The organism is Neochlamydia sp. AcF95, from assembly GCF_018342455.1.
Taxonomy (GTDB): Bacteria; Chlamydiota; Chlamydiia; order Chlamydiales; family Parachlamydiaceae; genus Neochlamydia.
On sequence record NZ_JAEMUC010000026.1, the window covers coordinates 61,795 to 86,573 of the forward strand.

15 protein-coding genes are annotated in these 24,779 nt (G+C 39.6%); 7 read left to right on the forward strand and 8 right to left on the reverse strand.

The annotated features are described in order from the left end of the window. Positions 1 to 83: 83 nt before the first annotated feature. Complete coding sequence (dnaB, locus tag NEOC95_RS02260) at positions 84 to 1,529, forward strand: replicative DNA helicase (RefSeq protein ID WP_166158154.1); 1,446 nt, start codon at positions 84 to 86, stop codon at positions 1,527 to 1,529. 362 nt (positions 1,530 to 1,891) lie between these two features. On the opposite strand, the gene NEOC95_RS02265 is transcribed toward dnaB, so the two are convergent. The 4 genes from NEOC95_RS02265 to NEOC95_RS02280 all read right to left on the reverse strand — a co-directional run bounded on the left by NEOC95_RS02265 (position 1,892) and on the right by NEOC95_RS02280 (position 10,356). Next, entirely contained in the window at positions 1,892 to 5,833 is a 3,942-nt protein-coding gene (locus tag NEOC95_RS02265) for a leucine-rich repeat domain-containing protein (protein WP_213151237.1), read from the reverse strand. Beyond that, the gene (locus tag NEOC95_RS02270) at positions 5,808 to 8,015 is read right to left on the reverse strand and encodes a GTPase (protein ID WP_213151239.1); all 2,208 of its coding nucleotides are present in this window, start codon (positions 8,013 to 8,015) and stop codon (positions 5,808 to 5,810) included. Before NEOC95_RS02270 ends, NEOC95_RS02265 begins: the two co-directional genes overlap by 26 nt. 68 nt (positions 8,016 to 8,083) lie before the next feature. After that, positions 8,084 to 8,932, reverse strand: a complete 849-nt coding sequence (locus NEOC95_RS02275) for a hypothetical protein (protein WP_213151241.1) — start codon at positions 8,930 to 8,932, stop codon at positions 8,084 to 8,086. Between the two features lie 101 nt (positions 8,933 to 9,033). Beyond that, positions 9,034 to 10,356: a hypothetical protein gene (locus NEOC95_RS02280; protein ID WP_213151243.1), complete on the reverse strand. Its 1,323-nt coding sequence runs from the start codon at positions 10,354 to 10,356 to the stop codon at positions 9,034 to 9,036. Positions 10,357 to 11,192: 836 nt separating this feature from the next. Here NEOC95_RS02280 and NEOC95_RS09580 point away from each other — a divergent pair. The 3 genes from NEOC95_RS09580 to NEOC95_RS02295 all read left to right on the forward strand — a co-directional run bounded on the left by NEOC95_RS09580 (position 11,193) and on the right by NEOC95_RS02295 (position 13,984). Next, positions 11,193 to 11,279 (forward strand): AURKAIP1/COX24 domain-containing protein, encoded by an 87-nt coding sequence (locus NEOC95_RS09580; protein WP_079979849.1) that lies wholly within the window; start codon positions 11,193 to 11,195, stop codon positions 11,277 to 11,279. Positions 11,280 to 11,364: 85 nt separating this feature from the next. Then, positions 11,365 to 13,260, forward strand: a complete 1,896-nt coding sequence (mnmG, locus tag NEOC95_RS02290) for a tRNA uridine-5-carboxymethylaminomethyl(34) synthesis enzyme MnmG (RefSeq protein WP_213151245.1) — start codon at positions 11,365 to 11,367, stop codon at positions 13,258 to 13,260. Beyond that, positions 13,253 to 13,984: a lipoate--protein ligase family protein gene (locus NEOC95_RS02295; protein WP_213151246.1), complete on the forward strand. Its 732-nt coding sequence runs from the start codon at positions 13,253 to 13,255 to the stop codon at positions 13,982 to 13,984. The genes mnmG and NEOC95_RS02295 overlap by 8 nt, the downstream gene beginning before the upstream one ends. Before the next feature lie 455 nt (positions 13,985 to 14,439). Here the strand turns inward: NEOC95_RS02295 and NEOC95_RS02300 are convergent, their stop codons facing one another. From NEOC95_RS02300 to pseB, 3 genes are all read right to left on the reverse strand, one after another. After that, entirely contained in the window at positions 14,440 to 15,924 is a 1,485-nt protein-coding gene (locus NEOC95_RS02300; RefSeq protein ID WP_213151248.1) for an ArnT family glycosyltransferase, read from the reverse strand. 180 nt (positions 15,925 to 16,104) lie between these two features. Continuing rightward, entirely contained in the window at positions 16,105 to 17,133 is a 1,029-nt protein-coding gene (locus NEOC95_RS02305; RefSeq protein ID WP_166158142.1) for a glutamyl-tRNA reductase, read from the reverse strand. Positions 17,134 to 17,187: 54 nt separating this feature from the next. Continuing rightward, positions 17,188 to 18,207, reverse strand: a complete 1,020-nt coding sequence (gene pseB / locus NEOC95_RS02310; protein WP_166158139.1) for a UDP-N-acetylglucosamine 4,6-dehydratase (inverting) — start codon at positions 18,205 to 18,207, stop codon at positions 17,188 to 17,190. 101 nt (positions 18,208 to 18,308) lie between these two features. Here pseB and NEOC95_RS02315 point away from each other — a divergent pair, with 101 nt between their 5' ends. The 3 genes from NEOC95_RS02315 (at position 18,309) to NEOC95_RS02325 (ending at position 22,883) form a co-directional block, all read left to right on the forward strand. Beyond that, a complete protein-coding gene (locus NEOC95_RS02315) occupies positions 18,309 to 20,195 on the forward strand; it encodes a DNA topoisomerase IV subunit B (RefSeq protein ID WP_213151250.1) in 1,887 nt (628 codons plus the stop codon). A gap of 164 nt (positions 20,196 to 20,359) precedes the next feature. Continuing rightward, entirely contained in the window at positions 20,360 to 22,261 is a 1,902-nt protein-coding gene (locus NEOC95_RS02320) for a DNA topoisomerase IV subunit A (protein ID WP_213151252.1), read from the forward strand. Between the two features lie 13 nt (positions 22,262 to 22,274). Further along, a complete protein-coding gene (locus tag NEOC95_RS02325) occupies positions 22,275 to 22,883 on the forward strand; it encodes a regulatory protein RecX (RefSeq protein ID WP_213151254.1) in 609 nt (202 codons plus the stop codon). A gap of 393 nt (positions 22,884 to 23,276) precedes the next feature. Here the strand turns inward: NEOC95_RS02325 and NEOC95_RS02330 are convergent. After that, positions 23,277 to 24,130, reverse strand: a protein-coding gene (locus tag NEOC95_RS02330) for an IS5 family transposase (protein ID WP_249270139.1) whose coding sequence is annotated in 2 segments (ribosomal slippage) — positions 23,277 to 23,725 and positions 23,725 to 24,130 — 855 coding nt in all. Because the reading frame shifts where the segments join, the coding sequence is not laid out codon by codon here. Between the last annotated feature and the right edge of the window lie 649 nt (positions 24,131 to 24,779).

The following is a 24,779-nucleotide window of genomic DNA, read 5'->3' on the forward strand; positions in this document are numbered from 1 at the left end:
AAGCTAACGAAATGAACGGCAATTTCTTGGGATAAACTAGAGGTTTATAGTATAGTTTTATCCAAATTTAATGAGATGTGGGTATGTCAGATAATCCTTCTAAAGTTCGTGTTGCTCCTAACTCTAAAGAATCAGAAATGATGGTTCTAGGGTGCATGCTTACCAGTGTCAACGGCCTTAACATTGCGGCGGATGGCCTAGATGAAGCCGATTTTTATTACACCGAGCATAAAATAATCTTCGAGGTTCTTAAGACTTCTTATAAAAATGATAAGCCTGCTGACGTGCATCTTGTTTGTGAAGAGTTAAAGCGTTTAGGTAAGCTAAAAGCTGCAGGTGGAGCTGCTTATATAACAACTTTAGCTCAATATGCTGGCACTTCCGCCTATATTGAAGAATACACCGACATTGTTCGCAACAAAGCTATTTTAAGACGCATGATTAATACGTCTCAAGTGGTTGAAAAAAAAGCCCTAGAAGAGCCACAAGATGTGCTGGGTGCTTTAGATGAGGCCCAACAACTTTTCTATCAAATAAGCCAGACTGCCAATCAGACGACAGGTAAGCTGATTAGCCAAATTTTATCGGGCGTTAAAGCTGAAACGGCTACTCCTTTTTTGAAAGCTTTAGAAGAGCGGCAGGTTCGTTATCAAGAACGTGGGCCGGAAGAAAGTGGTATTACGGGCCTTCCTACTTACTATACCGACCTGGATAAGTTAATTAATGGACTTAACAATTCTAATTTGATGATCCTTGCTGCTCGTCCCGCTATGGGTAAAACGGCCTTGGCTATCAACATTGCTGAAAATGTCTGCTTTAAGAGCAATATGCCCGTAGGGGTTTTTTCCTTAGAGATGAGTGCAGAGCAGCTCGTGCATCGAATTATTTGTTCCCAATCGGAGGTTGAGTCAGATAAAATTAAAACAGGTTCTTTAAATGGCATTGAATACCAAAGGATTGTCTCAGCTGTCAATATGATGCAAAATCATGTCATGGTCATTGATGATCAGCCAGGCCTTAAAATTACAGATTTAAGAGCACGTGCCCGACGTATGAAAGAAACTTACGGCATAGGGTTTTTAGTGATAGACTATTTGCAGTTGATTACAGGTTCTGGCTCTTTTCGAGGACAGGAAAATCGTCAGAATGAAATCTCAGAGATCTCACGCTTGCTAAAGAATTTGGCAAGAGAGCTTAATATTCCTGTCCTATGTCTCTCACAGCTATCAAGAAAAGTAGAAGAGCGTCAAGGACATCGTCCGATGATGAGTGATTTGCGTGAAAGTGGAAGCATTGAGCAAGACTCGGACATTATTTTATTCTTATTGAGGCGAGAATATTATGATCCGATGGATAAACCAGGTATGGCTGAATTGATCGTAGCTAAAAACCGCCATGGTGGAGTAGGAAGTATTAACTTCACCTATCGGAAAGAAATTGTGCAGTTTGCTAATTATATCCCTGTTAAATACGATCCCAATGCCTCTGCAGAAAAAGAGATGGCCTCCGAATTTGGCAATTTTAATTAAAGCACTCCTTGGCTTTTTCGCCTTTTTCTTTATCCAACCAGTATAAAGAAAATGATGTTAAACTAAAGAAGGGGCTTAGCTCAATAGCCCCCATTATAAATTTATTTCAAGTTATCAGCCACCTTATCTCCTATTTTTTGTGCTTTTCTTCTTAAAAATATTCAGCCTATAACTAGGAAAGTAAGATTTTATAATTAATTTATCTCTCCAAGAATGCTAATATCTTCCCTTGGCCGTTTGCGGCAACCTACTCCTAGTTGCTATACCTTTATGATAAACCCAAAGCTCTATATCTTTAAAGATTTCTATGTTTACCTCTTTGCCCTTTTAAGGCTATATAAGAGAGGGCAAATATTTTTTAGCTAGAGATTAAAACGCTTCTTTATTTTAGCTGGAATATTGCTTAGCGGATTTCCGTCTAAGGAAAGCCCCCAAAGCTTAGAAAGCTGTTCTATCTCCGCAGGAAGAGAAGTAAGCCGGTTGTTTTCTAATCTAAGGGCTCCAAGTTGTGATAGCTGGCCTATCCATGTGGGAAGGGAAGTTAGCTGGTTGTTATTTAAGAGAAGCTTGTATAGATTCGGAAGTTGTCCTATCCATGCGGGAAGGGAGGTAAGCTGGTTGTCGTCTAAGATAAGACATCCCAGGCCAGATAGCTGGCCTACTATCTCTGCAGGTAGAGATGTAAGCTTATTAATGCTTAAGTTAAAATCGTGCAGCCGAGATAGCTGTCCTATCTCCGCAGGAAGGGAAGTAAGCCCGTTTTTTACTAAGCTAAGGGTTAGCAGATGAGACAACTGCCCTATCTCCGCAGGAAGGGATGTAAGCTGGTTGTTGCCTAAATGGAGTTCTTTTAGCTTGGATAGCTGCCCTATCTCCGCAGGAAGGGAGGTAAGCTGGTTGCTGCTTAAATCAAGTTCTTTTAGCTGGGAAAGCTTCCCTATCCTTGCATGAAGAGATGTAAGCTGGTTATCTGTTAAGTTAAGCTTTTGCAAATGAGACAATTGCCCTATCTCCGCAGGAAGGGAAGTAAGCTGGTTGTTTTCTAATTCAAGGTATCGCAGATTGGATAACTGGCCTAACCCTGCAGGAAGGAAAGTAAGTTTGTTGCCTCTTAAGTCAAGCCTTTCTAGCTTCGAAAGCTGTCTTCTCCATGCGGGAAGGGAGGTAAGCTGGTTGTAGTTTAAGTAAAGAAATTGCAGACAAGTCAGCTGTCCTATCTCTGCAGGAAGGGAGGCAAGTTGGTTGCCGCCTAAGTAAAGGTATCGCAGCTTAGATAGCTGCCCTATCTTTGCAGGAAGGGAAGTAAGCCGGTTGTCTTCTAAGCCAAGGGTTAGCAGATTAGATAGCTGGCCTAACTCTGCAGGAACAGTGGTAAGTTGATTGCTGTTTAAGTAAAGGTATTGCAGCTTGGATAGCTGTCCTATCGAGGTAGGAAGGGGGGTAAGCTGGTTGTAGTTTAAGTAAAGGTATTGCAGCTTGGATAGCTGTCTTATCTCTGTAGGAAGGGAAGTGAGGCGGTTTTTTTCTAAGTTCAAGTATTGCAGCTGGGATAGCTGTCCTATCTCTGCAGGAAGAGTGGTAAGTTGATTGCCCTTTAAGTAAAGGTTTCGCAGCTGAGATAGCTGGCCTATCCATGCGGGAAGGGAGGTAAGCTGGCTGTAGTTTAAGTAAAGGTATTGCAGCTTGGATAGCTGTCTTATCTCTGTAGGAAGGGAAGTGAGATGGTTTTTTTCTAAGTTCAAGTGTTGCAGCTGGGATAGCTCTCCTATTTCTGGGGGCAAACAGGTCAAGTCCATTGCACTTAAGTCTAAATACTTAATATCTTCTCCATAGTTTTTTATCCAAACCTTAAACAGTTCTCCTTTTTTTTCTAAGGGTAGGCACTTAACTTTTTCTTCATCTAAAATTTCTTTTCCTCCAGGAATTCTTTTCCAAATCAAGAGCCTATTGGTATTTACAAGAGGAGATGATTGATCAGGCTGAGAGAGAGAAGGAGTATGTTGATCCAAATAATCTTTTATTTGTTTTTCCTTATATTGTTTTTTGCTTGTAATAAAAAAGCTTTCTAATTGATCGATGTTAATATTAGAAGGTAGGCCTGTATGACGATATTTAGCCTCAAAAGCAGGCAGAGTTCGTTTAATTTCCTCCAGCAAACTCTTTGCCCCTTCGAAATCATTTTGAGCACATTTTATTCGAAACTGTGTCTCTAATGATGTAAGCGGTAGAAGAGCTTTTTCGGCTTGATATTTATCATAATTGGCTTTGCTTGTAATAAAAAAGCTTTCTAATTCTTTGGTGTTAATGGAATGTGATAAATCTGTTTTATGGTAATCTTTTTCAAAGTTATGCACTTCTTGCTTAATTTTATCTATCGCACGCTTTGCTCCCTCCCAATCATGGGTAGCGCATTCCCGCGTAAATTGCTCCACTAAACTTTTAAGCTCCCCAAGAGCTATATTGGCTAATTTGGTGAGCTGATCTTTATCATAATTGGCTTTGCTTGTAATAAAAAAGCTTTCTAATTCTTCAGTGTTAATGGAATGTGATAAATCTGTTGTATGGTAATCTTTTTCAAAGTTATGCACTTCTTGCTTAATTTTATCTATCGCACGCCTTGCTCCCTCCCAGTCATGAATAGCGCATTCCCGTGTAAATTGCTCCACTAAACTTTTAAGCTCCCCAAGAGCTATATTGGCTAACTTGGTGAGTCGCTCTTTACCATACATTGTTTTCTTTTGAATATATTGTCTTTCTAACTTTTGAAGGTCAATCTCAGGAGAGATATTTATTTCTTGATATTCTCTTTCAAAGATACCTAATTTATATTTAATTTCCTGTAAGGAGCACTCAGCTGAGACAAAATCGTTAAGGTTGAGCTTTTCAAGAAATGTGCAGTGCAAGCCAGCGAGCTCGCGGGCTGCCTGCCCAGCCGCCTTCCTTTTTATGGAGAGAGCAAACCGCTTCTGTAAATCTTCGATATTGAATTGAGACTGAATTTGATTATCAAAATGTTGAATGCCTTTTTCTAAGCTAGCAAGGATGGCGCGTGATTCACCTTCAAGGCGATAGGATTCATCAGCACAGCAGCGATCAAACTGTTTAATCATTTCACGAAAATGCTCGGCAATGAGTTGCCTAGTCTCGGCGACTAGCTTAAAAATGCGAGGATGATCAATAATTTCTAGCTTTTGAAGATTATGTAGATAATCAGCAATTGTTTTAAAATCATTATCCGATAGGCTTGCTTTATCTAAAATAGCCTTAATATTTTTTTGGATTTGCTCAAAGATATCAATTAATTCTTTGATATCTGAATTATTCAAGGCTGTTTTAAAAATAGCCTTGGGATTTTGGATGCATTCAAGTTCAGCTATTTTGCTTAATACCTCCTCTTTAGTTAATGCCTCTGCATATTCTAACTCCTTAGGATCTACAGGATCATAAATAAAGAGGCGTTCACTTAACTCACGAAGGGTAGTTTCTTCAAATTCATTGATCAGCTTAATTTTTCTAATAATTTCTTTTAAGTCATTTAGTGAACCTTTCTCTTCATCAGGGTGAGCTGAAGGAATATGGGTGATACCTAAAAGAATAGCATTTTTGTGCTTGACGAGGTTTTCTTTTGATCCAAACAAATTACAACAAATATTAATTGCATCTTGAAGCCCACGAGCTCTGTCTGCTAATAAGCTATAATAGTTGATAAGTACTACTACTTTTACACTTTTAGCTTTCGTAAAAACCTTTCTTATATTAGTAACATTTGCGATATTGATCTCGTAGCCTCGATTATCCAAAAAGCCAGGACAATCGCAAATGCTCACATGGTTTTCTATTTCGATTAGCTGAGGCATAAAGGTTTGTGAATTGTTAGTATGACCAATCTTCATCACTTCGTCGCGAGCGCTACCTTTCTCAACGATCACCCTTGAACCTATTCCCTCTCCGCGACGTGTTGGAGCAACTTTTTTCATGGTGCAACCATACATAGCATTGCTAAAGGTGCTTTTGCCGCAGCCCGTATTGCCAATCACCATGACAAGCTCTTGGTCTTTAGCTTTCTCTGCTTCTATTTCTCCGCGTCTAATACACTCCATCAATACCGCGATACTTTCCTCGGGTGGCAATTTTTCGGAAGGATTATCGAGCTTACGAGCCAATGAATCATTGACATTAATGGTATGCGAGTCAGGTGCTAATACTTGAGCCTGCTCAGCAGGAGCGGCTAAAGAGATCGGTGTTTCAGCTCCTATAGTTGTTAAAAAAACTTGACTTTCATTGCGTTGAATGGGGGCCGCCATGATTTCCTCCTTTTTTTAATTGGAAGGTTAAAAGTTCTGCTAGTTGGCATCGTGCTTGTACATCGAATCGAATGCTCTTGCCTATGTTTTCAAGCTCTAAGCAATACATGCTTTGTTGATGTTTTTGGTAGATTTCCTGTTCTTTTTGTGATAGTTCTTGTATCGCTTGAATTTCTCTATTCCTTTGCTGCCAAGAAGCTATTTCTTGACGCATGGCTGCGGTATTTGTTTGTCGCTTTAATTCTTCTACTTGTAAAAGTTGATTGTAGAGCTGGGTCTCCTCCTTTAATTTGCCAGCATGCAATTTCATAAAGATTGCCCACTTGTGATCCTTCTGTTTTTCTACCAGCTCGTATTGCTTAGTCAAATCGTCAATCTCTAATTTTCTTGCATGGAACGCTAATTTTAGCGTCTCTTTAAGCTCTGACCCCATTTCTGTCGCTGCCTTTTTCTCTAGGCTGAGGCATTGCCAGGAAGTATCTTGGATAATCTGGAGGCTAAGCCGAGCAAAGCCAAAGAGACAATGAGCTTGTGCCATACGATTTGCTGATAGCCCTCCTTCCTTAAGCTCTTCTTCTAGCTTATCAGTAAGGGAATGTAAAGACTGGCTCAGTTGATAGGTTTGGTCTGCAAATTGTTGGGCATTAGTAAAGAGGAGCGCCCCTAATCTTTCGACCTCTGCATTTGCTGCTAAAACAATATTCATCAGCTGCTGAGAATGTTTCACATATTGTAAAGAAGTTGTTTTAAGTAATTGGGCCTGTAGGCCAATATCAGCAGAGGAGCGAAGTTCATCATCAAAAAGCTTAAGTAAACGTTCTTTTGTGCTAGAGTCAAAATGGCGTAGACCTGCATCCATATCTTTAAGAAGTTGAAAACTTTTCATATCTTCAGCCTCGTATAGGCGGCTAAACTCTTCCAGCAAATGCCGAAATTTGGCCGTTAAGATTTCTTGCAAGTTTTCCATTAACGTGGATATATGTTGATTTTCTAAAAAGTCGAGGGGCATAAGGCTTGCTAGATAAGTCGCTAACTGCTTAAAGTCATGATCGGATAACTCTGGCTTTGAGGTAATATGGGTGATTTTTTCTTTGAAGATACTTAACAATGTATCTAAGCCTTGCAAATCGCTAGGGGATAATACGACTTTGAAGTTGGAGGGATGTCCGATAGAGGGTAAATGTCTGATTCGCTGGATAATATCTTCTCTAGAACTTGCTCCTGCATTCTTCATGGGGAAAGTAGGGAGAGGGTCATAGATAAAGAGCCGCTGAGCTAATTGAGAGCAAACTTCGCGGTCTAAGGGGTCACCTACATTTGAGATAAAAGCTTTCAGGTCGTCTAATTGTTCGCTTTCTACAGAAGGGAGCTGGGTTACGCCGAGAAGGATAGAGGAGACATGCTTCAGAAGATTTTCCTTAGAACCAAAGAGATGGCTACAGAGGTACAAGAGATCAGTTAATCCTTTAGCTTTATCAGCTCTTAAACTAGCATAGCTAATTAAGATGATTACTTTTAAAGTCTGTGCTGTGTTAAAAATAGTTGGGAGAGTAACGGCTTTCGCTATGCCGATCTCATAACTATCTTGCTCTAAAAAACCCGGGAAATCGCAATATGTTGCTTGCTCATTAGTAACAAATTGAGGCAGAAAAGTTGTCTGTGAGTATCCTGAGTGCCTTATGGGTGTTATTTCATCAAGCTTCCCTCCTTGATGATGGGGCTTGACTGCGGCAACCTTGCTTAGACCGCAAAAGCCAAGCTCACGTGGTCGCTTAAAGAGTAAATCGCATCCACACAAATCATTGACCAAAGTACTTTTACCTGCTCCGGTTAATCCTATGAAGGCTACGATATGCTTATTTGCTGCTTGGCTTGCCACGTTCTGGCCATGCCGGATGCCTTCCATGAGGACAGCTAAGCTCTCTTGTTCGCTTAGTTTAAAGCTAGGATATTTAAGCTTGGCCTCCAGCAAGGTTGTTACATCACGTTGGGCTCTAGCAGAAGCTAAGGCGCCACTTCTTTGTAAATTTTCCGCTGAAGGCGATTGGCTATTTTCCAGGATGTTTCTTGCAAAGTGGGTCTGTATGTCTGTTTGGCAGGTACTTGCTTTTTGAGGTGAAGAGGGTGGGGATAGAGAAGGGCCTGAGGGCACAGATGGGTATACATTCTGAGTAGGATGCATAACTTCCTCCTAATTAAGTGAAGAGAACAGAGAAGCTCCCAAGTTTTTGAAATGAATGAAGCATGGCTTTAGTCCGAGTGTATAGGTTGAGATTGACCCAGAGGGGCTAGTCGCGGAAGAGGTGCAAGCCCCGCACTTCTCACAGAGGTAGAAGGCGGTGTACGACTTGAGTGCGTAGCTTGAGATTGACCTAGAGAGGCTAGTCGCGGAAGAGGTGTAAGCACCGAATTTCTTACAGCAGCAGAAGGGGAGCTAGAATTGGGTTGCACAGTTTGGGAATGGCCAACGGGTACTAACAGCGGGAGGGAGGTGCTTTCCCCTGTTTCGCCAGATAGATAAGGGGGACGCGGATCTGGCTGTGCAACTTGAGCGCAATGGATAGAGCTAGCTACAGCATTTACAGGAAGAGGGCTCTTTGCCTGAGGTACTGTTGGCATAGATGAGGGCGAAAGACTAGAATAAGCAGCTAATCTTGAGGAATCTGGCTCAGGAGATGGGCTACGTGCGGATGCATGAACAATAGGTTTTAAGGCAGCTTGCTTTTTTTCGAATTTCTCTTGTCTATTTTTAAATTCTCCTTCAAACTTTGCTTTATTGCTAGCTAGTTGCTTATTATGAGCTTCATCCTCTTGTTGTGCTCGGTGTCTTCGTGTTTCAATCTGCATGTGAAATTGATGCTGCTGCTCTTTTAAAGCCAGATCATGGAATACTTTTTGCCTCTCAAAGGCTTCTTTCTCTCGCTCCTGGCGTTGCTGCTGTTGGGCAGCATCTGCCTCGACTTGCCGCTGCTGTTGAAAAAACTGATCGATTTTATCGCTAGCTAACCTAATCGTTTTATTGCTCTCATTTCGATTTTGATCGATTGTATTGGCTGCTGATTGATAGGCCTTACAGATATCGGTAGGAAGATAAGTCATAACTTCACCTTTTAGTTAAGTTTCATGATAAATCCCCCTTATGCTCCTCCCTAAGACGGAAGGAGCATAAGGGTAAGTAAAACAGGTTATTCCTTATCTAACTACTGAAGGATACAAGGAGGCCTTACTATAGAAGCTACCGTTTTCAGGCGTTCGGTGCGTTCGTTCATAGCAATTTGCTTTTTTTGAATGGTAGCCTCAAGCCGATTTTTTTCCGCGGCAACTCTAGCTTCTGCTGCAATGCGCTCTGACTCTGTCCTAGCTTCTGCTGCAATTCGTTCTGCCTCATTTTTGGCTTTTTCTCGTATTTCTAACTCTTGATTCAGGGCTGCTGCCTTTTGTTCAGCTTCTTTTATAGCCGTCAATTTTTCTTCTATTTGAACAGCTTGTTTTTTTAAGTCAATTTCTGCGCTTAAGGCCTCTTTTTCGAGTTGATGCTTGTTATGGGACTCTTCTTCTTTTAGGTATTGGCCGCGAAGTTGGATTTGTTCTTCCAAATCAGCTTTTCTTGTTTCAATCTCTCGGCGTGCTTTGCCATCTGTAGCTTCCTCTTGGAGATGAATCACCTCTTTTAATTGTTGAAAAAACTGGGCGTGGTCTTTCAATTTGACCTCCTGGATCTTGAATATGAGATCAAGATCGTGTTGCTCTTGCTTTTGAAACACTTCAAGCTTTTGTGTAAACAAAGTAACTTGGGCAGCACGGGCTTTGAAAATAATATCTATAGTTCCCAAGGTTTGCTGGCTAATAGCGCTTCCTCCTTTGCTTGCCAGATCTAAAGCTGCTTCACTAGAATTTTTCATCACCACTACATTGTTAGCAGAAAACTCAACGATTAATTTAGCTTTTATTATATCATCGGGGCTGAGAGAAGCGTCATTGCTTATGGCGCGTTCAATAATAGCCTTACAATAATCGCTAATTTGGTGGTTTGCGTCTTGAACTTGTAGAGCAAATTCACGTATGGTACTGATGATGATGTCTATATTATCTGCAGTGCTCGATACTGCTTTATTTAGCGTACGGTCAACAACTCTCATTTGCTCATTATGAGTTTCAACAGACAAAGCCCCCTCAGCTTGCGCTGCATCTGCAAGGGCATTACGACTATGCTGGGTGATTTGAAGCGTTTCACTTTGACCTTCAAAAGTATTTTGTGCTAGGTTACTCCATGCCGCTAAGGCATTAGAAGGGTTATCGATAACGCTACTAGGAGAACTTGGGTTAGTCGCCGCTGTATTTCGGGTAGTCTGTAAGGCCCATCGTGAGGGGGAAGGGTTTTCTGGATTTGAGGTGTCTGCTTGGAAGTTGCTCCAAACGTTGCTTGTAGCGGCAGCAGATGCTGGTACCTGGCGAGGCAAAGAAGCTAGGCTGCTCCAGCTTGAAGAGGATGGGTTGCCCCAGCTAGTTTTTGTAGGATCCATGCTAAACCTCCTAAATGTTTTAAGAATTATATTTCACTAAGCCACCTGATATTTTAAGGATTATAGTTCAACTTTTCTCACCCAAGTGAGATGATTACCATTTTTTTAATTTATGTTTATTCTTGTCAATAATTTTTTTAAATAATTGATTCTGTAGTAATTATGAAATTTTTTATTTTTCTATTAAGTAAATTCTGTTTTTTTGTAATGCCCTTCGAAGATCTTATAGAACATTATAGCTAAAAAAGTTTTGAAAACTTTTAACATCCACATGAGGCTTAAGCTGGCACCTGTTGTTTTTGATTACGGTTGCGGCCAGGAAAGTTGCCTAAATTGGTGTAAAAATATTTTATCAAATTTAAAGCCTAAGAATAAAAAATAACCAAATTTTGTCTTAAGAGAAGGTCTTGAATGCTTCAAAAATAGGTTCCTAGGTATTAGCCTATATAATGAACAGGTTTTTTACCTCCCTCTCTATTTTGCAATCCTATACCCACTTTTAGCCACAAATTTACCTTCCTAAGAGTTGTCAATTTCAATACTTACAAGATCTTTTTCTTCTTTCTCTGTCCTTGAGCGTGTATAAATAGCGTTAGAGGTAAATTTAAATTTGGCAATGGTTGGTGTTAAAAACGCTTAAGATCAACAGAAATTCTATGTGTGTTCTTTCAATCCCCTCCAGAGCTATGAATTTTTACTTGCCGTACCAGCTGTCTTGGCTGCATCTTCTCTTCAAGATATGACTTTACTTTTTAATGCCAAATAGAGTATCATTCCCCAAATTAGCCTTTTAAGCATTTAAATTTAAAATATATAACTGTTGTTCGGGAGAAACTATGTCATCTGTAAAAAAGAAGCGCAGATACAAAATTGCAAAGCATAAGCGCAAAAAGCGTAGTAGACGTGATCGTCACAAAACCTAACCGGCTAAAATAGCTGGCAAAGTTTTAAAGAGAACCCCTGCGTTCTCTTTTGCTTCTCAAATCATTCTTTCAATCTTTAATTTTTATGTGGAAATATCCAACCAAGTATGATGTTATTATCATGGGAGCTGGCCATGCAGGTTGTGAAGCTGCTTTAGCTTCTGCTCGCCTAGGTGCAAGGACACTTCTATTAACAATGAATTTGGATACGATTGGAAAAATGAGCTGCAATCCTGCTGTAGGGGGTGTGGCTAAAGGCCATATTGTCCGGGAAATCGATGCCCTAGGTGGAGAAATGGGCAAAGCTATCGATTGTACAGGAATTCAATTTCGGATGTTGAATGCTACTAAAGGTCCTGCGGTATGGGCTCCTAGAGCGCAAGCCGATAAAGCCGCTTATCAGTTGGAGATGAAGCATCGCTTGGAGAAAACGCCTGGCTTAGAAATTAAACAAGGGACCATTGAAGAATTAATTGTTGAACAAGATCGTATCCAAGGGGTCATTACTAAGGAAGGCATTCTTTACTATTGCTCAGCTTTAGTGATTTCTTCCGGAACTTTTATGCGAGGCTTGCTGCATATTGGGGAGACTAACTATGCCGGCGGCCGTGCTGGTGACCAGCCTGCTGTGGGCTTATCAGCTAGCTTGATCAAGCTAGGTTTAAAGTTAGGGCGCCTAAAAACAGGTACTCCACCACGAGTGAACCAGCGCTCGATCGATTATAGTCACACTGAAGAGCAGCCCGGCGATCCGAATGTGAAGTTCTCTTTCGATGATGAGCCCATCAATCGCTTACCTCAAATATCTTGCTATATCACTTATACTACCGAAGAAACTAAAAAGATCATTTTAGAAAATATTCATCGCTCTCCTATGTATTCAGGTAAAATCACAGGCGTGGGCCCCCGCTATTGTCCCTCGATTGAAGATAAAATCGTGCGCTTTGCAGATAAAGAGCGCCATCAAATTTTTTTGGAGCCTGAGGGCTTAAAAACAGAAGAGGTATATGTTAATGGGGTCTCTTCTTCTCTCCCTTTTGATGTACAAATGGCTTTCATTAAAAGTATTCCTGCTTTAAGAAATGCTGAAATCATGCGTCCTGCTTATGCTATCGAATATGACTATGTAGTCAGTGGGCAAATTGATAGCTCTTTGCAATGTAAGACGATAGAAGGACTTTTTCTTGCTGGGCAAATCAATGGAACTTCAGGGTACGAAGAAGCTGCTGGACAAGGATTAATAGCAGGAATCAATGCCGCTCATCATGTACAAGCTAAACCCCCATTAATCTTGAAAAGATCGGAAGCTTATATTGGTGTAATGATCGATGATCTGGTCACTAAGGGTTTAGAGGAGCCTTATCGCATGTTTACTAGCCGAGCCGAGCACCGTCTTTTGCTCAGGCAAGATAATGCCGACCTTAGATTGCGCCACTATGGTTATGAAATTGGCCTGATAGAAGAAAAACGCTATGCTTCTCTTAAATATAAAGAAAGAATGATTCAAGAAGGCGTGAATCGACTGGAAAAAGCTTTCGTTCAGCTCAAAGGAAAAGGGTATAGCCTAGCGCAGCTTCTTTGCCGTCCAGAAAATAATTATGCAAGTTTATTAAATGATTATCCCGCTGAGATGCAGGATTACGGTATGGAAATTAACTTTCAGATTGAGCTTGCTCTAAAATATGCAGGGTATATTCAACGTCAGCATGGCGAAGTCGCTAAATTGGCTCATCTTGAGCATATTCTCATCCCTAAAGATTTCGATTTTGCCTCTATTACGGGCTTAAGAAATGAAGCTCTCCAAAAACTAGTAGATGCCCATCCCTTAAATTTAGGGCAGGCTTCACGCCTTTCAGGAGTTTCGCCAGCAGATATTTCTGTTCTAATGATTGCCTTGGTGCGATTTAATGCTAATAAAAATTCTGAGCTGGTCAATCAAGAGGCTCTTTCTTCTTTTCCTAACAGTGAAGGAAGTGAGTAACATCCTCTTGCGTCCCTCTCTTAATTTGCTGCTTTTAAGCCAATCTACTATCCTGGAGCAATTGCAGCTAGAAGAAGCTCTTTTGCGCGCCGATCAACGTAATTGGTGTTTAATCAACCCCAACCCTCCAGAAGCGATCGTTATGGGGATATCTTCTTCTCCTGAAAAAGTTATTGATCTTGAGAAATTTCGAAGGCAGCCTGTGCCGCTGATTCGCCGATTCAGTGGGGGAGGGACCGTTTTCATTGATGCGAATTCTATAATAAAGACTTTTATTTTTAATCAGGCAGATCTGGGCATTCCCTGCTATCCGCAAGCTGTTTTTCGGTGGAGCGAGATTTTTTATCGTGTGGTCTTTAAGGAGATAGAATTGCGTTTATGTGAGAATGATTATGTGATTAAAGGGAGAAAATGTGGAGGGAATGCCCAATATATGACGAAAAATCGTTGGCTCCATCATACTTCATTTTTATGGGACTACCAGGCAGAAAACATGGCTTACCTAAAAATGCCTCCTAAAATGCCTGGGTATCGTGAACAACGCTCTCATGATAATTTCCTATGCAAGTTAGGTGAGTATTTGCCAAGTAAGCAAGAAGTGGTGGATAGATTTTTAAAAACCTTAGAAGCTTATTTTAAAATTGAAATTTTCTCTCTCTCTGAAGCCTACAAAGTCACCCAAATTCCTCATCGAAAAACTTCTCAAAGAATCGATCTATTTTAAATAAGAGCAATAACCTTCTCTTTTTTTAAGGTTAAATGGATCCATGCGCTTTACTAAAAGGGCTAGCTTAAATGAAGGGCTTAAAAAAAGAGCTCAGCGAGGGTAAAAAGGCCGCTGTAAGGGGCTTGGAAAACTGCGTAATCAACACAGTCTGTATAGGTGGGTCCACTCCCTAGCGATCGATGCCTCGAATAACAGGTATTCTGACACCGAGTGGCTAGCGTCGTGATCCCCCAAAAAAATAATATCGTTGATTGGCTTTATCTTCCCAAGGAGTCCCAAACAGCAGCTAGGATATTCTGCTTTCATGGTCTCATTGTAGCGTAAAAGCTTATTAATATTCTAGATGTAAAGCTCTAAAATCGAAAAAGAAAGGGCTTTTTGTCGCCTCTCTCTTGATGATTGAGTGCTTAGAACTTATTGGCCTGCTTCTTTTTTTAAGTGTTTCTTTAAGATCAATATAACTCTGGATCAGCCGGGAGGAGGCCTTGATAATTAATACATTTAAATAAAGCCGCTTCTTTAACTTTCTGATGGCCAAGGGAGAAAAGAATTTTTTTTTCTTTAAATTCAACTGTCTGAAAATATTTGGCAAGTAAGTGGCAGTAGTGTTGGATCTGAAGATCATCCAGCTGATCAAGATGGGGACTATTCTCAGTTACAATAAAATATCCCGTTTTTCCTAGCTGCTCTTCTTTCATGCTAGGCCAAAAGGAAAATTGATTTTTTCTTGCTCCTTGTAAATTTAAAAAATAAGCTCTTTGCTGAGTTGGATTATAAAAACTTAAGAGGCTACTCATCTGGTACTTATCGCTAAATAAAAATTCCTTCGTAGGATCTACCTTTATAGTAGCCAATTCCTGACGCAAGGTGCTCCATCCTAGGTTATGCTTGAAGGGATTAATTTTATAAGGGATGTTAAAAGCAAGAGAGGGTTGCAGGGTGGGGAGTAGAAAAGCTAATAGACATAATAAAAGGGAGAGAACAAGCCCTCCTTTTAGCCAAAAAAGCATTTTTTGCGCTCGTTCACAGCAAAACCAGCAGAGACATACTATTCCTGAAGGAAAGGCAAAATCTCCCCAATTGCCTTGCAATTTTTTAAAAATAGAGAGCGTTAAAAATAGGCTAAGCAAAGAAAAGCAAAGGAAACCGCAAAAGCATAAAGCAGAAGGGAGCGTATGCCGCTCTTTGTATAATCTGTAAAGGCTAAGGAGTAAAAGTATAAAAACAACAGGCGAGAGCAAGGCTGATTGAGCTCCTAGAAACTCCCAAAAATTGCCATTGAAAAAGGTAGATTTTGCCTTTAAAGGAACTGGGGGGAGATACAGGGTAGAAAAAACATGACGAAAAGTTACCCAATCATGCTGGGCATTCCAAACTATTGAAGGAAAAAGCCCTAAAAGTGAAATAGCTAAGCCTATTAAAAAATGGCGATGGATGAGCCGAGGATAGAGAGGGAAAAGGCAAAGAATCCCTAGCCATAGAATATAGATAGGCCATTTAAAAAGAGCTCCTAATCCCACGATTAGGCCTAAAAGCCAGTAAGAAGGCGTCTGATCTCTATTTAAAACATAAGCTATCACTAGGCATGCCAAGATCCAAAAGAGCATCATCCCCCCATCCGTAATAGCAAAAAAGCTTCCTGCCATGCCTAGAGGGGTTAAAGCCATAACGAGCCCTGCCCAAAAGCATGTCTTAGGCTTTAATCCGCAACTCCATGTTAAGGAGTAAATCAAAAGAGGATAGAGGGCTGCTAAAACTACAGACATACAGCGTACCCCTAGCTCTGTATTTCCTAGCAAATGAGTGCCCAACCAGATTTGCCAAGCAATGCCGGGCGGCTTACTATAATAACCCCAACTAAGATCTTGGCTCCATGTCCAATATTGAGCCTCGTCTGGCCCCAAGCCAATAGGGCTATAGAGAATGGTTAAAATCATGATGGCAGCCTTTCCAAGGACAAGAAATAGGAGTAGGGGGAAGGTTTTTGAAGAATTTAGGATGCCTTGCATGGTAGTGCGCTCAATTTTTTTATCTCGATCATACAATAGCTTGTAAGAATTGAGAAGAAAAAATTGAATAAGCTTCTATCTAATGCGGGCAAGGAGCTTAAAAAAACTTTAAGCGCCCATTCCTACAGCTAGTAGCTGCTCTCGATAAGTTTGCTTTTGCTTAAAGAGATGGATATGCTGCTTAGTAGCTTCGATAATGCCCTGATCAGCCTTAGTCAAATGTTCGTAAAGCTTTTGCTTGCGAAAGGTAAGCATGCGATTAATTTGGTCAATATTAAGAAGAGTTATTTGAGTATGCCGAGCAACAGAAGGATCTATATTTCGAGGCACCCCTAAGTCTATCAGTAGCTTAGCTGGAATTTCTTTAAAGGGTAAGTGCGAGTAATTAATCACCGTCTGAGGAGCTTTAGTGCCACAGATAATCCAATCAAACTGATGCCATTGCGCAAGAGACTGCCAATCTAAAAGGTTAAGTTGGTAGGTCCTTGCAAGATCGATAGCATGTTTTTTTGTTCGATTACAAATCGTAATGTCGGAAAAGTTTTTACTCAGTAGAAAACGAAGAATTTTTTGATTGATAGCAGAGGCTCCCACCAAAAGGATTTTGGCCTGAGAAAGATTTTTAAAAAAATGGCTACCTGTGTTGAAGATTGCATGTTCTATATCAGGAAGAGTGCGAGTTAAAAGGTGTTGCGAGCGGATTTTTTTAGCTATCTTTAAAGACTTTTGAAAAAGATAATGCATTTCCTCGGGAAGTTGAGAAAATTGGCAAGAGATCTTGTAAGCATGCTTAACTTGGCTTTGAATTTCTGTTTCTGCCACGATAGCACTATCAAGCCCTGCCGTCACGCGCGAAAGATGATAGAAGCAATCATGCCCAAAATAAGAGTAAAGCTTTTGATCAAATTGCGTATCGACTTCATTCCTAAAAATATTAAGAAGATAGGTATGAGTATCAGCTAAATCATCTGAGCAAAAATAAATCTCGGTGCGGTTACAAGTAGAGAGAAGAATAAAGTGGTGATGGCCATGCATAGAGATTCCTGCTCCCAAGCGTTTTTGGCAAGCCTTAGCCAATAATTCTCGGAGCTTCAAATCAGCAAGCTTATAATTAATTCCCAGTACTCCAATTCGCATGGCATTCCTTAAAAGATATAAATTATGCCCTTATAAATAATTTTAAAATTATGGTCAAAGCTGGAGGATCAATTGACGCAGAGCTTCAATTCCAAGCCATTGAGAATTAGTGTTAGAAGCATAAGAAAAATCTTCGGGCAAGCGTCGCCCCTCTTCGCCTGTTAATAGCTTCTCTTGCAGTAATTCATCGTGATGGTAGATTTCCGGGATGATCACATAATGATCGGTAAATTCCCAGGTATGACGGGCATCTTCTAGGCCTATCATAAGTTCATGCAGCTTTTCACCTTCTCGAATACCGGTATAGATGTGAGAGCTTGCAGGAGCAAATGCTTGAGCTAAATCTGTGATTTTCATGCTAGGAATTTTGGGCACAAAAATTTCTCCTCCTCGGGAACGTAAAAAAGATTGAAGCACAAAATCAACAGATTGCTCAAGGGTGATCCAAAAGCGTGTCATTCTTTTATCGGTGATAGGCAATGCCTGGGCGCCTTCGGCTAATAGTTTCTTCCAAAAAGGAATAACGCTTCCTCGGCTACCAAGCACATTTCCATAGCGTACTACAGCAAAGGTAGGGTGACTACGAGCGCCTACATAGGAGTTTCCTGCTACAAAAAGTTTATCTGCACATAGCTTAGTCGCCCCGTAAAGGTTAATAGGATTGGCAGCTTTATCGGTTGATAGTGCGATAACTTTTTCCACACCACTATCGATGGCAGCATCGATTACATTCATGGCACCTATAATATTTGTTTTAATGAACTCAGTAGGATTATATTCAGCAGCAGGTACTTGCTTTAAAGCAGCCGCATGCACAATATAGTTAACTTCACTAAAAGCGCGCTTAAGGCGGGATTTATCGCGTACATCTCCTAGGAAATAGCGGATTTTAGGATGAGAAAAAATAGGAGCTGATTGACGCATCTCCCACTGCTTCCATTCATCTCTACTGAAGATAATAACTTTACGGCATTGATCTTCTAGGAGTAGACGCTTAGCTAGTGTTTGGCCAAAGCTGCCGGTGCCCCCAGTAATCAATAACGTTTTATCTTTAAAAAAATTTGTTGCATGCATTTGTGTAGGTGCTCCTGTTCAAAAACCTGGATTCAGAATTCGTTTTTATATATTCTGTTTCCATAAATCATTCAAATTCCTTTTAACATAGTGTTTAACTCATGGCAAAGCAATATGACGAAAGTAGCGTAAAAACTTTAGACGCCTTATCCCACATTCGATTGAGATCGGGGATGTACATAGGGCGTTTAGGCGATGGCTCTCATCCAGATGATGGTATCTACATCATGCTTAAAGAAATTATCGACAACAGTGTTGACGAATTTATTATGAAGCATGGGAATAAAATTGTCATTGAATTAGACGAAGAGAAAGGAATGATTGCCGTAAGAGACTATGGTCGAGGAATCCCTCTTGGTAAAGTGATTGAATGCGTAAGCCAAATCAATACGGGTGCCAAATACAATGATGATGTTTTTCAGTTTTCTGTAGGCCTAAATGGTGTGGGAACCAAAGCGGTAAATGCTCTTTCTAGCCGCTTTATAGCGCGCAGTCATCGGGATGGCCATTACCTTGAGGCCCAATTTTCTCAAGGGGTTTTAAAGCACAAAATTGAAGGGACCACGAAAGAACCTAACGGCACTTTTGTGCAATTCATTCCCGATATAGAAATTTTCAAGAAATATAGCTTTCATCAAGAATACATTATTAAACGCCTTTGGCATTATGCTTATTTGAATGCTGGCTTGGTGATTCACTTTAATGGTGAGCGTATTGAGTCCAAAAACGGTTTACTCGATCTATTAAATGCTGAAGTGGCTGTTGACGATCGCTTGTATGAGCCTTTGCATTATCGTGGCAAAATGCTTGAATTTGCTTTTCTTCATACGCAAAGTTATGGAGAGACCTACTTCTCGTTTGTGAATGGTCAATATACGGCTGATGGAGGTACACATTTATCAGCTTTTCGTGAAGGTCTTTTAAAAGGTGTCAATGAATATGCCAAAAAGAATTTCCAGGGTGTGGATGTACGGGAAGGTATAGTAGGAACAGTTCTTGTTAAGGTTAAAGATCCTCTTTTTGAATCGCAAACTAAAAATAAATTAGGCAATAATGAAGTGCGTGGGCCGGTCGTTCAAGAAGTAAAAGAAGCGGTGATCGATCTTTTATATAAAAATTCAGCGACAGCTAATCAAATTATTGAGAGAATCGCTTTTAATGAAAAGCTGCGTAAAGAGCTGGCAAATGTTAAGAAAGAAGCCAAAGAAAAGCAAAAAAAAATCTCCTTTAAAATTCCTAAGCTTCGTGATTGCAAATGTCATTTTCAAGATGGAACTGCGGATGGAGAAAAAAGCATGATTTTCCTTACGGAAGGAGATTCTGCAAGCGCTTCTATCGTAGCTGCTAGAAATCCCTTTACTCAGGCTGTTTATTCTCTACGCGGCAAGCCCTTAAACGTGCATGGCATGAAACTGGATCAACTTTATAAAAATGAAGAGTTGTTTAATCTGATGAGCGCCCTGAATGTGGAAGATGATATTTCTCAGCTTCGTTATCAGAAGGTTGTTTTAGCTACCGATGCGGATGTAGATGGCATGCATATCCGCAACCTATTGATTACTTTTTTCCTTACCTATTTTGAAGGATTAGTTTTAAATGGACACCTCTACATCCTAGAAACGCCTTTATTTAAAGTGAGGAATAAAGAAAAAACTTATTATTGCTATAGCCCTGAAGAACGTGACAAAGCAGTAGCTAAATTAAAAAAAGGAATAGAAATCACCCGTTTTAAAGGCTTGGGGGAAATTTCTCCGGGAGAATTCAAGCAGTTTATCAGCCAAGATATCCGCCTTCTTCCTGTAACCATTCATGCTTTTTCTGATATTAAAACTACGGTGCAATTTTACATGGGTAAGAATACGCCAGAACGTAAGCAATTTATCATGCGTAATTTAATTAACGAAGATGAAGATTCCTTAAAAGAAATAGCTATCCTAGCAGCAGATAACCAAGCAATAAAGAAAAATAGCCTTTCTAGCAAGAAATAAAAAGAAAATTCTACTAAAATTAGCAAACATTAAATAAAGCTTATTTCAACTGGTTTGTTAAAGTGGATTTATTATTTTTTTTATTATAATTCTTATTAAGACTATATTTTTATTGCCTATTAGCATCCCTAACCTATCTAAATAATTATTGAGTATAAAATTTTATGGACGACATTAAGCAACTCATGCAGCTTAATTATCTTAAATATGCCTCTTATGTGATTTTAGATCGCGCCATTCCTAATGTAGTAGATGGTCTTAAGCCGGTGCAGAGGCGTATCTTATTTACTTTGTGGATGATGCATGATGGCAAATTGCATAAGGTGGCCAATGTAGCTGGCCAAACAATGGCCTACCATCCCCATGGTGATGCGCCTATCGTGGAAGCTCTAGTAAACATGTCTAATAAAGGTTACCTGCTAGACCAGCAAGGAAATTTTGGTAATATGTTCACGGGAGATCCTGCAGCAGCAGCACGTTACATTGAGACGCGGCTTTCTGATTTAGCTCAAAGCACCATGTTTAATCCTGAACTCACCCAAACGATTCCTTCGTATGATGGGCGGCATCAAGAGCCCATTTCGCTTCCTGCTAAAATTCCTTTAGTGCTTATGCAGGGCGCTGATGGTATAGCAGTAGGAATGGCAACCCATATTTTACCTCACAATTTTGTAGAGCTGCTGGAAGCCGAGATTGCTATCTTAGAGGGACGCGAGTATACGATTGTGCCTGATTTTCCTACTGGCGGCATCATGGATGCTTCAGAGTATGAGAAAGGTAAGGGTAGAGTCAAGTTGCGTGCTAAGATAGAGATACGAGATCCTAAGACCTTGGTGATCACCGAGATTTGCTATGGAACTACCACAGAATCACTAATTCGCTCGATTGATGAAGCAGCCAAGAAAGGCAAAATTAAAATTGATTCAATCAATGATTACACAGCCGAAAAGGTAGAAATTGAAATCAAATTACCTCGCGGGCAGTATGCACCCGACCTTATTGATGCCTTACATGCCTATACTGAATGTGAAATAATATTGAATTCTTCCCTGGTGGTCATTAAGGATAATTTACCTTGGGAGCCTACTGTTAATGAAGTCTTAGAGTATCATACCGAATTGCTACAAGGTTATCTATCTCAAGAGCTAGAAATTGAGCGTAAAAAACTTTATGAGAAAATTTTTAATAAGACTTTGGAACAAATCTTTATTGAAAATCGCCTTTACAAAACAATAGAGAATATCTCTTCCTACGATAAAATTCATGGAGCGATAGAATTAAGCTTAGAGCCTTTCCATCCCCAACTTTCTCGTGTCCCTACTTATGAAGATCGCGAAGCTTTGCTGAATATTCCCATTCGACGTATTTCTCGTTTCGACTTAAATAAAAACCAAGAAGAAATTGCTGCTACACGCAAGCAACTAGCAAAAGTAGAAAAAGATCTTAAAGATATTAAAAAGTTTACGATTAATTACATTCGAGGAATAATTAACAAATATGGCAAAGCTTATCCGCGTACAACACAGCTACAAGCTATCCAACAAGTAGATAAGCGTGCTATGACTCTACGCAATGTTAAAGTAGGGTTTGATCCTGTTTCAGGATTTATTGGCACTAAAGTAAGCAGCAGTAATCTTTTTGAATGTACAAATTTTGATAAAATTTTGCTTATGTTTAAAGATGGTACCTACACTGTTATTAATATACCTGAAAAGCAATATGTTCATCAGGACGGCAATAAAGTCGTGTATGCCGGTATTGCTGATAAGAAAACCGTTATAAATGTAGCCTACAAAAACCCTCAAACTCATATTTGTTTTGCTAAACGCTTCATTATTACTCAGTTTATTTTGGATAAAGTCTATACTTATATTGAAAAAGGAATGGAGCTACAGTATATTTCTACTGCAGAGCAAGCCCATGTAGAATTGCAACTTATTCCTAAAATTAACCAGAAGCAATCTAAAGTCCTATTTGATTTTGCTAACACCACCGTTAAAAGCGTTTCTTCTAAAGGAATCCGTATGGATCAAAGGCCTGTAAAAAAGATCGTTCTCATGAAGTGAGTAGGGGAGCCCCATGAAAATTAGTTGCTTGCCCAAAGAAGGATCTCGCTTGCTAATGACGGTACTTATTGAAGAGGAACCTTGGCGAGATATCCATACCAAAATATTCGGGCGCCAACCCTTGCTTCCAAAAAGCGATAGCTTAGCAGCCTTTCAAGAAAAATTTAAAAAGTTAGAATATGTCAAAGCTAAAAAATATGCTTTAGATTGCCTAGCCATGCGCAGTTATCTATCTATTCAAATGAAAAAATTGCTAAAAAGAAATCTAGTTTCAGAGGAAACTATAGAAGAAATCTTGCAAGAGTGTACAAGCCTAGGCTATTTAAATGATAATGATTGGCTTGAAGGATTTGTTAAAAGGCAATTGGCTCGTCATACAGGGCCTCAACGAATTATCTGTCAGTTGATGAATAAAGGAATATCTCGTTTAGAAGCCCATAGATATGTAGAAATGTATGCCCAAGCCAATGCTTCTCAGCAAAGTATTCAGCATTTAATAAATACTAAATATAAAACACGCAATCTGGCTGATTATAGAGAAAAACAAAAAGTTTTTGCCGCCCTTATCCGTAAAGGGTTTGATATTCAAGCGGTAAAAGATGCATTAAAAGTAGAAGAATAATAAGAAATTTTCTTGAAGATCAAACCTTTAAGCACTTGTTGCTCTTCTCTCTCATCTTACCCCTTGCCTTGACAAGTCTCGGACGCTTGATAAGCTCTTCCCAAAAGAAAGGCTTGCGTCCTCACTCCCATCCATCCTAAAAAAATCTCCTGGCTACCCATCCCACGTTTATGTTTAAGGAATAGGGCTAAATTGTATGTCTAATTTTTCGGAAGAGCATGACGCCTCCATCAAAGCGGAGCCCCCTTATCTTCTCGAAGGGGAATGTAACACGAATCTCTGAGGAGATATAGCATAAGAACTCTGAAATGTTTTGCTCAGATGCCAACTAATCTTTAAAGCAAGAATTCAAAACTTTTCAATAGGCTTCTTGAGTAATTAGATTTCAATTTCCTAGTTGTAGATCATCGCAATAAGATTAAAGCGCAAACCAAACCTTCTTCTTCGATTTCTGTATCTATCGCTTATGATTTTAAATCCTTTCAAACTCCCAATCACATTTTCGTTTATTACTCTTTCCGAAGATATTGCTTGGTTTTGCTTTTTTTCTTCCTGAGTTAACGCTTTTCTCTTTCTAGATTTTTTTGATAGCCTAGAGTTTCTTCGAAGTTTTTTTATACCTGTATATTCACTATCGGTTATCGCGCAGCGGTTATCAGTCCAGCGCACCTTAATTTCTTTAAACAACTTATAATCATGCTTTTTACCATTGCTAAAGGCCGTACAAATAACTTTCCTACTCTTCTTATCGACCACCACCTGACTTTTTAGGGTATGCCTTTTCTTTTTTCCTGAATAGAAATGCTGCTGCTTGTTGTTGCGATTCCTTATCTTTTTTTTCCTTTAACTCTCCTCTTAGGTCGCTCTACAGGTGATTCTGATGCATCTATAAGCACTCCTTCGTATTCATTATCCTTTTCCAGAAGAGCTTTCTTTCCAGGAAGCGAAAATTCCCCACTTTTAATTAATGTGTCTTTCACCCATCTACATGCTCGATAACAACCACTTTCGCTCAATCTATAACTTCTACCTAAATGAAAATAAGTTCGATATTCTCTTAAATACTCCAACGCCATCAAAAGTTTGTCTTGGATACTTAGCCCGCCTCTTCTTCCTGCTCTTCTGTATCTTCTGTTTTGTGCTTCTATTAAAACCTCGACCATTCTTTCAAATGTTTCACGCTTTACTCCTGTCAGCCTTCTAAATTGTTCGGCAGACAGTACTTTAAGCTTCTCATATTTTTCCATATCTTTTTCCTTAGTTTAAAGGATAAGAAAATAGCAAAAATTTATTTAAGCAAGAAGTCTAATTTTTAAAAAGTTGGCGGGTAGGGGGAATGAATTTCATTTAGCACATGAGTATTTCATGCTGAATCTTCCTTAATTAGTCCTCGTGGCCTGGCTGTTTTTGCGGAAACAATATAATGATTCCAAGAATCACGCCATTAGATCTATCTATTTGATCAAGCTCAATCCGCCCCCATATTCTTTCTAAAAGAAAAGTTTTCGTTCAACTTGAGATAAAAGATGACTCTCGTTCACTTTTTGAACGTCCTTATCTTAAAAGCAAGAGTTTGTATTTGGGGGCCAGCAAATTTCATATTTTTTCTTCTTTCTTTTTCGCGCTAGTGCCTATAAAAAAAATTACTATCTTCATCTTCAAGGATTTATGTGGAAAAGTGACGAAGTTAAGGAAAAAGCTTCCGGAAGAGCCTTGAATCTAATGGTTAATCAATTTTTATTTTTTACTGCAAGATTATTAAACGTAACAATTTGCGCAATTATTAAGATGTTCCCTATCTTATATAATTTAATTTTCTTACAAAGAGATGAATGTAAAATAATAATTTGTTATAATAAATATTAGAAAGATAAAACTTTTTCCGGAAGGTACACT